This window comes from Shewanella algicola, assembly GCF_014648035.1.
In the GTDB taxonomy this organism is placed as follows: domain Bacteria; phylum Pseudomonadota; class Gammaproteobacteria; order Enterobacterales; family Shewanellaceae; genus Shewanella; species Shewanella algicola.
Map to the genome: position 1 here is coordinate 68,788 of NZ_BMQI01000021.1, position 11,850 is coordinate 80,637.

Annotated in this window: 13 protein-coding genes; 1 reads left to right on the forward strand and 12 read right to left on the reverse strand. The window is 40.8% G+C overall.

The window, feature by feature from the left end; all coding sequences use genetic code 11:
- Window positions 1-52 precede the first annotated feature (52 nt).
- Window positions 53-538 (reverse strand): glutathione peroxidase, encoded by a 486-nt coding sequence (locus IEY42_RS10840; RefSeq protein WP_188925243.1) that lies wholly within the window; start codon window positions 536-538, stop codon window positions 53-55.
- A 152-nt stretch (window positions 539-690) separates the two neighbouring features.
- On the opposite strand from IEY42_RS10840, the gene IEY42_RS10845 reads away from it, so the two are divergent.
- Entirely contained in the window at window positions 691-2,085 is a 1,395-nt protein-coding gene (locus IEY42_RS10845) for a magnesium transporter (RefSeq protein WP_188925244.1), read from the forward strand.
- A gap of 146 nt (window positions 2,086-2,231) precedes the next feature.
- Here the strand turns inward: IEY42_RS10845 and IEY42_RS10850 are convergent, their stop codons facing one another.
- The 11 genes from IEY42_RS10850 to rcsF all read right to left on the reverse strand — a co-directional run bounded on the left by IEY42_RS10850 (window position 2,232) and on the right by rcsF (window position 11,655).
- Window positions 2,232-2,393: a small highly charged protein gene (locus IEY42_RS10850; protein ID WP_188925245.1), complete on the reverse strand. Its 162-nt coding sequence runs from the start codon at window positions 2,391-2,393 to the stop codon at window positions 2,232-2,234.
- Between the two features lie 139 nt (window positions 2,394-2,532).
- The gene (gene rfbD, locus IEY42_RS10855) at window positions 2,533-3,450 is read right to left on the reverse strand and encodes a dTDP-4-dehydrorhamnose reductase (protein ID WP_188925246.1); all 918 of its coding nucleotides are present in this window, start codon (window positions 3,448-3,450) and stop codon (window positions 2,533-2,535) included.
- The gene (rfbB, locus tag IEY42_RS10860; protein WP_188925247.1) at window positions 3,447-4,478 is read right to left on the reverse strand and encodes a dTDP-glucose 4,6-dehydratase; all 1,032 of its coding nucleotides are present in this window, start codon (window positions 4,476-4,478) and stop codon (window positions 3,447-3,449) included. Before rfbB ends, rfbD begins: the two co-directional genes overlap by 4 nt.
- Window positions 4,479-4,481: 3 nt before the next feature.
- The gene (gene rfbC, locus IEY42_RS10865) at window positions 4,482-5,045 is read right to left on the reverse strand and encodes a dTDP-4-dehydrorhamnose 3,5-epimerase (RefSeq protein WP_188925248.1); all 564 of its coding nucleotides are present in this window, start codon (window positions 5,043-5,045) and stop codon (window positions 4,482-4,484) included.
- On the reverse strand, window positions 5,032-5,919 hold the full coding sequence (rfbA, locus tag IEY42_RS10870) for a glucose-1-phosphate thymidylyltransferase RfbA (RefSeq protein ID WP_188925249.1): 888 nt from the start codon (window positions 5,917-5,919) through the stop codon (window positions 5,032-5,034). Before rfbA ends, rfbC begins: the two co-directional genes overlap by 14 nt.
- 72 nt (window positions 5,920-5,991) lie before the next feature.
- A complete protein-coding gene (locus IEY42_RS10875; RefSeq protein ID WP_188925250.1) occupies window positions 5,992-6,423 on the reverse strand; it encodes a copper resistance protein NlpE in 432 nt (143 codons plus the stop codon).
- Between the two features lie 198 nt (window positions 6,424-6,621).
- Window positions 6,622-7,749: a patatin-like phospholipase family protein gene (locus IEY42_RS10880; RefSeq protein WP_188925251.1), complete on the reverse strand. Its 1,128-nt coding sequence runs from the start codon at window positions 7,747-7,749 to the stop codon at window positions 6,622-6,624.
- A 186-nt stretch (window positions 7,750-7,935) separates the two neighbouring features.
- Window positions 7,936-9,651, reverse strand: coding sequence for a proline--tRNA ligase (locus tag IEY42_RS10885; RefSeq protein ID WP_188925252.1), 1,716 nt, complete (start codon window positions 9,649-9,651; stop codon window positions 7,936-7,938).
- 117 nt (window positions 9,652-9,768) lie between these two features.
- Window positions 9,769-10,380: an acyltransferase gene (locus tag IEY42_RS10890; protein ID WP_188925253.1), complete on the reverse strand. Its 612-nt coding sequence runs from the start codon at window positions 10,378-10,380 to the stop codon at window positions 9,769-9,771.
- Window positions 10,381-10,384: 4 nt separating this feature from the next.
- Window positions 10,385-11,164, reverse strand: a complete 780-nt coding sequence (gene tsaA / locus IEY42_RS10895; RefSeq protein WP_188925254.1) for a tRNA (N6-threonylcarbamoyladenosine(37)-N6)-methyltransferase TrmO — start codon at window positions 11,162-11,164, stop codon at window positions 10,385-10,387.
- A 95-nt stretch (window positions 11,165-11,259) separates the two neighbouring features.
- Window positions 11,260-11,655, reverse strand: coding sequence for an Rcs stress response system protein RcsF (gene rcsF / locus IEY42_RS10900; RefSeq protein WP_188925255.1), 396 nt, complete (start codon window positions 11,653-11,655; stop codon window positions 11,260-11,262).
- Window positions 11,656-11,850: the final 195 nt, after the last annotated feature.

The window sequence follows — 11,850 nt, forward strand, 5'->3', positions numbered from 1 at the left end:
GTTATTCATGCTAATACAGCATGCACTCAAAAGATCGTGCTAAGTGTAAAGGCTAGCCAAGCAGTTTTTCTATGGTAGCGCTCAACTCTTCTGGTTTGGTTGTTGGTGCATATCGCTCAATAACACGACCATTCTTATCAACTAAAAATTTAGTGAAGTTCCATTTTATCGATTCACTGCCTAATAACCCTTTAGCTGACTTTTTTAGATGTTGGTATAGAGGATGGCTATTGATACCGTTCACTTCAATTTTACTAAACAGTGGGAAGGTCACACCGAAATTAAGTTCACAAAATTGGCTGATTTCAGCGTCATCACCCTGTTCTTGTTTGCCGAATTGATTACACGGAAAGCCTAAAACGACCAAGCCTCGGTCTTTGTATTGTTGGTAAAGAGTCTCTAGTGCCTGATATTGTGGGGTAAACCCACACTTGCTTGCAGTGTTAACAATCAGTAAGACCTTATCTTTGAACGTTTCCATGGCAACATCATTGCCTTTAATATCTTTTACTGTGATTGGATAAATAGCATTGCTCATCAGCGCACTCCTTAGTGTAATATATTGACTATAATATATATCTTAGTAGTTGGCAATTGGATTGTGTGCAATTTAATTTATCTATTTGCTTATCAATAACAATTTCAATATAGTTTGCGCTTATTTGGCTATAGAGAATTAGGGGCGTGCTTATGAATGATTTAAAGAACGAACTTAACTCTGATGAAATCGACTTAAACTCATCCCCACAAGCTGATGTCAGTCAAGTGGTGCTTCAACTAACTGAAGTTGAAGGAGAAGAGCAGGCCGAAGTGTTTAGCGAAATCCTTATCGATGCTGAACCCGGCACCATTGCATTATTACTCGAATCGTTACCACTTGATGAACGTTATGAACGTTGGCAACAGGTTGACGTAGAAGAACGTGTCGATGTCCTTAACTTAATGCGTGCAGATCCTCGTTTAGGCATTTTAAAGAAAATGCCCGACGAGGAACTTGATTTACTCTTTTCGCAATTAAGTCCAGAAGATCTCATTGAGTGGAGTGACTCTTTACCGGACAATATCACCGATCGTGCTTTGGCACAGATGGGGGAGCGTCAACGTAAACACTTTGAGCTATACGATCAATATAGTGAAAATGAAATCGGTCGTTATGCTGATCACCAAATGCTAGCATTAAATCCAACCTCTACGGTGGCGCAAGGGCAGCGATTTTTTAGACGTATCGATTTAGATTGTAATGACCACTTATTTTTAGTGGACAACAATGATAAATATTTAGGTACAGTGCGTCGTTATGATGTATTTAAAACGGCCGACACAAGCACTATTCTGCAATCATTAAAGTGGGATGACAGCCGTGTTATCTCCGCTGACTCGTCATTGATTGAAGCTGCAGAGGCCATTGAGCACAGTCGTGAACTTGAATTGCCCGTGGTCGATGAAGAGGGCCTTTTGATTGGCCGTATGACACTACGTACCGCGACAGCTTTAGTGCGTGAACATTATGAAGCGCAGTTAATGGCAACAGCCGGTATGGATGAGCATGATGATTTATTTGCGCCGATTGTTATAGGTGCCAAGCGCCGTGCGGTATGGCTAGGGATTAACTTACTCACAGCTTTTTTAGCGTCTGCTACGATTGGTATGTTTGAAAATGTGTTATCTCAAGTGGTTGCATTGGCGGTGTTGATGCCTATTGTCGCTTCGATGGGAGGGATTGCCGGGAGTCAATCATTAACGCTGATGATCCGTGGTATGGCGATGGGCCAAATCACCGCGGGTAACGTGATGTCGTTAATGAAAAACGAACTGGGTATTGGCGCACTCAATGGCACCTTATGGGCTATAGTTATTGGGATCATTGCGGGCTGGTGGTTTGGAGACAATGTTATGGGGATCGTTATTGCCTGTGCGATTTTGATCAACATGGCTGTCGCGGCGATTGCTGGAGTCATGGTGCCAATGATTTTACAACGCTTTAATCAAGATGCTGCATTATCGGGTTCTGTGATTTTAACTACGGTGACCGACGTTGTTGGTTTTTTTACTTTTTTAGGTTTAGCTTCAATACTTTATCTATAGAAAGAGTCTTAGGTTTATACCCAGTCGACAATAGAATGTGTTTTGATATTAAGATGGTCTTGAATTACTCAAGGCCATTTTTTTTGCAACAAAAAAGCAAGTTATGAGCAACTTGCTTTTTAAACTTGATGAGAAAATCCTTTAAATTACTTCCACTTAACAGGTGCAAACTCCACTTCAGCATTATCGTCAAAGTAACGGCGTTTAGTATCACGACGACGTTGTTTTACTTTTTTCGATTTTGGTTTTCCCTTGATGTTATCGCCCCATGGCGCATCATCTTCATCAAATTCAAATGAGTGTGACATTTTCAACATTCCAGATAACTGTACCTCTGTTGGTACAGCCTCTTTTTACCTAAAGTTATTAATAAGCTAAAGCGAAATATTTAATTCTTGACGGTAAAAATTATTGCACGTTGTAATGACATTGATATGACAGCTCAATTTACACCTTGGTATTTAGTTTTTGTTCATGTTGAAATTGTTTAAGGCACAAGGACAGTTGCTGTTGCCATGGTTTACTCGATGCTATCGACTGAGATAAGTGTGTATCTAATACACTGTATTTAGGCCTTTTTACAGACGATGGATATTGTTCTGACATGATTGATTGGATATGTATGGGGTGAGCCAATAATCCAAGGGCAATACCTTGAGTTTTTATTTCTTGGGCGAATTCATACCAAGTACATGTTCCAGCATCGCTCCAATGGTAAATCGCAGACCATTTAGGTTGTGAACACAGTTGCCATAAAAAATGAGCAAGATCGTCAACCATAGTCGGGCTTCCCATTTGATCATTCACAACTTTAATGGGATTGTCAGGTCTTGCTCCCGCAGCATGTTGCACGTTTGTTTTCAACATTAAATTAAGCATACTAGTGACAAAGTTGTGACCACTGTGATGGTATAGCCATGAGGTGCGCACAAGAGTGAATGAGGATGTGTGATAATCCAGAATCGTGTTTTCAGCCAGTTGTTTTGAGCGCCCATAAGCGTTTATTGGGTTAGGGAGATCGGTAACGGTATAAGGCGCATTTTTGTGACCATCAAATACATAGTCTGATGACAACTGAATCAATTTAATGTCGAAAAAGTCAGCAGCTTTTGCCATATGTTCAACTGCGACTGAGTTGATATTGATGGCCTGTTCAGGTAATTTTTCGGCATTGTCGACATGTGTAAAAGCAGCACAATTGATAATGATATCAGGTTTGTGCAGCTCTAGAGCCGCATAGATCTGATTTGGCTGAGTAACATCGAGTTGCTGATGATTTAATTGAATCAGTTTAACCGCTTTAGGTTGTGTTCTTTTAATCGATTTAGCGAGTTGTCCTGTTTGTCCAAACGTTAGTATTTTCATTTTTGTTGAGCCAAATACCATTGGACTGTTTTGAGTAAACCACTTGTAAAGGTGTGTTTAGGGGTCCAGTTAAGAGTTGATTCAAGTTTACTTGCATCAATGGCATAGCGTTGGTCATGTCCAGGTCGGTCTTCAATATGCTTTATTAATGATTGAAATCCGTTGTTGGAGGTTAAGCGGTGTAATGGCAATAATTGACTGAGGTGTTGGCAGATAGATTGAACTACATGGATATTCGTTTGCTCATTATTACCGCCAATGGCATAAGATTCACCTATATTACCAGACGTTAGGATGGCCAATAGTGCATCAATGTGGTCATCAACATAAAGCCAATCTCTAATTTGTAACCCACTCCCATAAACAGGGATAGGTTCACCGGCAAGTGCTCTTGTTATTGTTAAAGGGATTAATTTTTCTTGATGTTGGTAGGGTCCATAATTATTTGAACAATAGCTGATGATGGTAGGTAAACCATAAGTACGTTGCCAAGCTTTAACTAAATGATCGCTCGATGCTTTGCTCGCCGAATAGGGAGAGCTCGGTGAATAGGCACTATTTTCGTTAAAAAAACCTATTTCAGGTAAATCACCAAAGACTTCATCAGTAGAAATATGATGGAAGCGAAATTTACTCGCTTTATCATGAGGTAATTTATCGTAAAATTGTCTGCTCGCTTCAAGTAAATTAAATGTACCGACAATATTGGTTTGAATAAAAGATTCGGGGCCAGCGATAGATCTGTCTACATGACTTTCTGCTGCCAAGTGCATTATGGCATTAGGTTGATACCGTTCAAATATTGTTTTTAATAGAGTGGCATCGCAAATATCACCTTTAACAAAATGGTAGCGATCACTGTCGGAAATTGAGCTTAGATTGATAGGGTTTGCCGCATAAGTGAGTTTATCAATATTGATTACCGCGTGTTGAGTGTTATTGATAATGTGTCTTATGAGTGCTGAACCTATAAAGCCACAGCCGCCAGTGATCAGTATTGTGAGTGCGCTATTATCTATATGTGTCATTATTTAACAGCCAAATTTAATAATGTTAGGATTAAGATTCGGATTATCCTTTTCAGACACGATAGGATGAGCCTCTTTAGTTAAAGGCCATTGAATATTAAGGGTACTGTCATTCCAAGCTAAGGTGTATTCATCATTGGGTTGATAATACTCAGAGCACTTATAAATGATATCTGCAAGGTTCGATAAAACATAAAAGCCGTGCGCAAAACCTGGCGGTACCCACATTTGATAACCATTGTCGGCAGACAACTCTTGAGCAAACCACTGACCATACGTTTTCGATTGTTGCCTTAAATCGACAGCGATATCAAAAATGCAACCGTGCGACACTCTTACCAGTTTACCCTGCGGAAATTGTTGTTGATAATGCAGTCCTCTTAATACATGTTTAACCGATCTGGATTGATTTTCTTGTACTAACTGAGGCGCTGTCAGGTTACGTTGCTCAAATACTTTATCAAAATCAGTTTGACGAAAAGTCTCCATAAAAAAGCCGCGTTCATCAACAAACTGCTTTGGGGTAAATATAATAAGCCCTTCAAGTGGTGTGTTAATGTATTTCATTTAAAAAATTCTTATTTATTAAAGACAAAAGATACTCTCCGTAACCACTTTTAAGTAACGGTGTGGCTAAGTCTACTAATTGTTTTTGATCAATTAACCCGGATAAATAAGCAACTTCCTCAGGGCAAGAAACTTTTAATCCCTGGCGTTTTTCAATTGCAGCGATGTACTGTGTGGCCTCTGCCATAGCGTCAGGCGTACCTGTGTCTAACCAAGCTGTACCGCGACTTAATAGAGTCACATTGAGGATTTTATTCGCTAAATATTGATTGATGACATCGACTATTTCAAGCTCACCGCGTTCTGAAGGTTTGACCTGTTTGGCATAATTACTGGCGTTGCTATCGAAAAAATATAACCCGGGCATCGCATAACTAGATTTTGGGGCTGTGGGCTTTTCTGTAATGGCAATGGCATTATTGTTATCATCGAATTCAATGACACCATAAGATTGCGGGTTTGCAACGTGATAACCAAACACGGTTGCGCCAGTTGAATTGTTAGCTAACTGTAAAGTGGATTGTAGTAAATGCCCATAAAATAAATTATCCCCAAGAATTAATGCACTTGGGCTGCCGTTTAAAAAGGGTTCTGCAATAATCAATGCTTGAGCCAGCCCTTCGGGTTTTGCCTGAATGGCAAATTCAATTTTGATACCCCATTGATGGCCATTTCCTAAAAGCGATTCAAATAGAGGGCGATCTGTAGGTGTGCAAATAACCAAAACTTCAGTGATACCAGCTTGCATCAAAGTACAAAGCGGATAATAAATCATTGGTTTATCATAGATAGGTAATAATTGCTTACAGACAACCTGGGTTATAGGGTAAAGCCGAGTCCCAGAACCTCCAGCTAATAAAATGCCTTTTCTCATCTATGTATCTTTAGGTGATTAATTTGATTATTTTAGCACAGTGACGAGGATTAAAGCAGATCCTATATTGTGTTATTGCGCGGGAGTATGGGGGTTAGCTTTACTTTGGGTTGTCACTTTATCGACTCGATATCGCTCGGCATCGGGTCCGGTAATGCGGTTAAATTGAACATCGAGTAAGTATAAGTGTTCGGGATAAACTTGATAAATATGACCCCTGTCTAAAATAATGATATTACCCGTGTTATCCCACTTAAAGGTGCCGTTACCTGTGTATGGGTGTGGATCGCTGCCTAATCTTACCGTATGAATAATATAATGATTGGGTGATATTAGCTCTATTGTGGTGTCCATACCATCACAGCTAGGGCAAGGAAAGACACCATGATAAATCCCTTGCCACTGCAACGTATTTCTACTACTGGTGGCAATATCTGCAACTGATGGGGCCTGTTTGCCACATCCTAGTAATAACAAAATCAATATAAACGATATATTTTTCATCTAAATTCCCTTTAGATATAAAATTTTCGTGACGATTAAGGGTTAGGTTCCAATGCAGTTTATTGTTTTTACGCTGTCATGATAAATTGCATTTTGTATTCCCCATAGCTAGATAGGACTGATCGTGTTTTCAAACGCTATCTAATTGATAGCATTAAGCACAACTTTAGTTATATCACACATATTAAATGTGGGTAGTTATACTTTAGTTTGGATATTGAAAAACTGTTTTATCTCTTCAATTTGATCCATTGCATCTTGATACCCCAAATCGATTAATGTCGTGGTGTAGCTTTTTTCAAAGAGCAAATAAGACACGATACTTGAGTCTGATTGCCTATTAATACCAAAAAACTTTAACAGGGTTTTGATTGCAAAAGGCATATCGTCATAAAACCGTGCGGCTATACGGCTTAAATCTTGACTAGGCTTAATCACTAATGTGTCTATGTGACGTAAATTTAATGAGTCTCTGTCTTCAGGGGTTATTTTAGATAATGTGTTATTCACTCTTTGTAGGCGTTCTAAATCGCTATTAAGCGTATCAGAGAAGATGGTATCTAATAAGTGGCCTGCAATGGTTGCTGTTTTTGGATGGTATTCAAACTCAATGGGAAAGTGTTTATGCGGGCTATCCAAATTAATTACGAATATTTTACTAGCCCCTAAATGTATTGGGCTAGAAAGTGGAGACAATTGATGAACCGAGCCATCACCATAATAAGCTTGGTTTAATTTAATCGATGGAAATACCATCGGAATAGCGGAGCTGGCGAGTAAGTGCTCTGTATTAAGGTGGCTACGTAAGCCGATTCTTCTTGCGCGTTGCCAATTTTCAATTTGCTGGTTACCCTGAAAAAAACTGTAGGAGCGTGAATTGTTGTAGCATGAGGCATCAATGCTGATTGCTTTTAATGCATTATTACTAATGTTGCGGTCGATTCGTTCAAAATCGATAAGATTATTAAGCAAGTTTCTTAACGGTTGGTTATCCAGCAGGCTACCCGCATCGGTATTGACTTTATCATCTTGTAAGCCTTTGATTGCCATTCTGCCTAAGTGTCTCAACACTTTCGGTATTTGGGTATGATAAACTTTGCTTGTTTCAAAATGGCGCCACACCCAATCAAGCTTTTTGACCCCTAAATGAAAACAAGAAGCATGGGTTGCTAAAGAGGTTGCATTAATGGCCCCAGCAGAAGTGCCGCAGATGATATCGAAAGGAACATGATGGTTGCGTGGGTAAAATTGCACTAACGCCTTAAGCACACCAATTTGATATGCCGCTCTCGCGCCGCCCCCACCTAATACTAATGCTGTAGACACTGGTAATCTATATCCTTTATGTGTAGATAAGAAACCATACTAGTATGAATTCTTTTTTTATTACACACCAGTAGGCAAAAAGTCCAATCGAACAAACCATATTACAGAGATAGTTCATTTAAAGGGTAATAAAAAACGCACTAAAAAGTGCGTTTTTTGGAGGTTTGTTAGCGGTACTAACGGGGATTAGCCCTTGGCTGCCGTTGTTAAAAATTCAACAATCTGGTCGAATGGGATATCTTGTTTTTCACCGGTACGGCGGTTTTTATATTCAAATACCCCCGCATCGATATTACGATCACCAATGACCACAACATGCGGTAAACCAACTAACTCCATATCAGCAAACATCACACCTGGACGTTCTTTACGATCATCCATTAGCACTTCAACACCTGCCTCTGCTAAGTCTTGATATAGTTTTTCAGCAATGTCGGCAACGCGATGTGATTTGTGCATGTTCATCGGTAAAATACCGACTGTGAACGGTGCAATGGCTTCTGGCCAAATAATACCGCGGTCATCGTGGTTTTGCTCAATTGCGGCGGCCACAATACGGCTCACACCTACACCATAACAACCCATTAATAACACTTGAGCTTTACCGTTTTCATCTAACACAGTGGCATTCATAGCTTCTGAGTAGTTAGTGCCAAGCTGGAAGATATGGCCGACTTCAATGCCACGTGCCATAGCGTAAGTGCCTTGGCCGTCAGGAGCTGGTTCACCTTCTACAACATTGCGAATGTCTGCAGCAGTCGCTAATGGTAAGTCACGTTCCCAGTTAATGCCGAAATAGTGTTTGTCTTCAGTGTTTGCACCGGCGGCAAAATCGCTCATTACTGCAACGCTATGATCGATAATAATTGGCATATTTAAGCCAACAGGGCCTAATGAGCCCGGGCCTGCACCCACAGCATCACGAATTTCAGCTTCTGATGCAAACTCAAATGGTGATGCTACAAGGGCAACTTTTTCTGCTTTAATTTCATTTAGCTCATGATCGCCACGAACAACCACTGCCACTAAAGGGGCATCTTCTGTGGCGCCTTTAACGATTAATGTTTTAATCGTTTGAGTTATGGCTACATCAAATTGTTCGACTAATTCGGCAATGGTTTTTGCATTAGGGGTATCCACTAACGTCATCTCTTGCGTAGCAGGTGCACGAGTTTGCGTTGGGATTGGCGCTTCAGCTTTTTCAATGTTAGCCGCGTAATCACTGCCTGTTGAATAAGCAATTAAATCTTCACCACTGTTTGCTAATACGTGGAACTCATGTGACATGCTGCCACCAATTGAACCTGTGTCTGCAAGAACAGGGCGGAACTCTAAGCCCATGCGGGTTAGAATATTGCTGTATGCGGTATGCATCGCATGGTAAGTGCTGTCCATGGTGTCTTGATCTAAATGGAAAGAATAGGCATCTTTCATCAAGAATTCACGTGCACGCATCACGCCAAAGCGTGGACGAACTTCGTCACGGAATTTGGTTTGTACTTGATAAAGCGTCAGCGGTAACTGTTTGTATGAGCTAAGTTCTTTACGCACTAAGTCAGTGATCACTTCTTCGTGGGTTGGCCCCAATACGAAATCACGATTATGGCGGTCTTGAAAACGCAGTAATTCAGGGCCAAATTTGTCCCAACGGCCTGTTTCAACCCATAGATCAGCAGGCTGTACTAGCGGCATGAGAATTTCGATGGCACCGGTTTTGTTCATTTCTTCACGAACAATGGCTTCTACTTTACGCAATACACGTAAACCCGAGGGCAACCAGCTGTAAAGACCTGATGCGTTACGGCGGATCATGCCGGCGCGAAGCATTAACTGATGACTAATCACCTCTGCATTTGCAGGGGTTTCTTTTTGTGTTGAAAGCAGGTACTTACTAACTCGCATTACCAATGTCCAAAATAGTAGCTATGAATGAGCGTCATTTTAGCACCTGCATCAATGATGTCACCTGCTAATTCGACTCAAAATAAGGCTTTATGATGCTTTATGGGGGGAGGGTGATTATTTATCTCGTCTATCGCCAATCACTCGGGCGGGATTACCGGCCACAATGGCATAATCTGCAACATTTTTGGTGACAATACAGCCCATACCAATGACTGCATGATGGCCAATGGTGACACCATCGACAATCCCAGCCTGAGCACCAATCCAAACATCTTCACCAATGATGACCCCTTTTGAGGTTGCTGCTTGTTGGTAAATTGGAATATCGGGTGACATGCCATGATTAAACGCGTAGACGGTAACATTATTGGCGATACGCGTTTGATGGCCAATATGTATGCCGTGGCGTCCGCCATCTAAGCTACAACCGTGATTAATCGCCACTTCATTGCCGAGTGTAATAGGACCATGCATAAAGACATCGGCGCTGATCATGCATTTGTCGCCAATCGTGATATCACGACCTGGCTCGGCAAATAGTTGGGCTTGTGGTGCAATAAAACACAGCTCACCGATGTGAATGGTCTCAAGAAGACGAAGTTGTTGCTGAATGTCATCTTGCCAGGGTTTTGCCCATTGTAGGTGTTTAGGCTTGAGAGAGAAATACAACCAAGGCATCCATGATAATCGTTTTTTGTGCTGAGTTTGGTAATCGATTTCAGCCATTAAACTAATCCTTTAGCAGTGCAACTGAAGTGGGCTTTAGATCTAACACTTCAATGGCGTTATCAGTAACGTGCCAAAAGATGTCTAAGTCGTATAACGCAACCTGATATAGCTTAGGGTCATCCTTGGCTTTTTTATAAGCTGGGCGTGGGTCTTGTGATAACACACCATTAATAATATCTGCTAACCCTTGATAGTGTTCGTTAATTTGATACTGGGCAATTTTTTCTGCCGCGTCCTGTGTGTAATGTACAGGCATAAGCACTGGCGCATCTTGAGCGATACCGCCTTTTGCATCGGTAATGGCATCAGAGAAAGGAATATAAGGTTTGATATCAATAATGGGAGTGCCGTCTAATAAATCCATCCCTGAGATCTTTAAACAGACTTTGTCGTGACGTTGCACTACACCATGCAGTTTGACTACAGACTGGCCAATACCGTTAGGTCTAAATGTTGAACGTGTGGCAAATACGCCTAGTTTTTCATTACCACCAAGACGAGGCGGGCGCACTGTGGTTTTCCAGCCTTGGGATAGGTTTTCATGAAAACAAAATAGCAACCATAAATGCGAATATTGTTCGATGCCTCTCACAGCATCGATATGATTAAATGCTGGCTCAAATTCAATATACCCTGTGGCATTAACAAGCCCTGGTTGGCGCGGAATACCAAATTTTTGCTTGTAAGGTGTCCTGCAAATGGCGACTGCGTTTATTGTGTTGCTAAAAGACGCTTTCAGTGCAGGTTTTTCGTTATGAGTTTGAGCGGCATCTTGAGTCATGCAATACCTGAAAGAAGCTAACCAAAATTAAGAGAAGTCAATAATAACAGATGGGCCAAATGTATGGCTCACCTGTTTGGTAATCGGTTTAAAGGTTATTTGTTTTCTGCGGTTTTAATGGCTTGGCCGACACAAAGTGCACGACTGTAGCAACTGTTGTCTGGCTCGTTAATCATAAAGCAGCTTTTAACCATAAAACCATTAGCACCTAAATCGGCTGCGGCTCGTCTTGCATTACTGCGCGCATCAGATAGGTGAGGTGGTGCGTCTTTTTTAGTTTCTTGGCAAGCTTCGCCTTCAACTAAACCTAACACTTCAAAGTTACCTTTAGGTTGTACGTCACCGTCGTATAACACCACATCACTGACTTTAAAGTATTCATTAATGGCTTTGCCGTCTAAATTACTTTTGAATACATAATCACTGGCACAAGCGCTCAATAGTAGTGCAATACTTGAAATAACCCATGCTTGTTTTACTGAAAAAGTCATAGCCGTAGCCTTTATATAATAAGTATTAATCTGCAACCTGAGTTTACCTTGTATGATGACGATGATAAAGCGTTCAAATAACATAAAAAAAGGCTTACCTAAGTAAGCCCCAGATTAATGACAAACCCCCACTTTTTTAAAAGTGGGGGTTTTCTTTTACTAGTTTATTCGTCTTTCACGACTTTTATTTAAAAA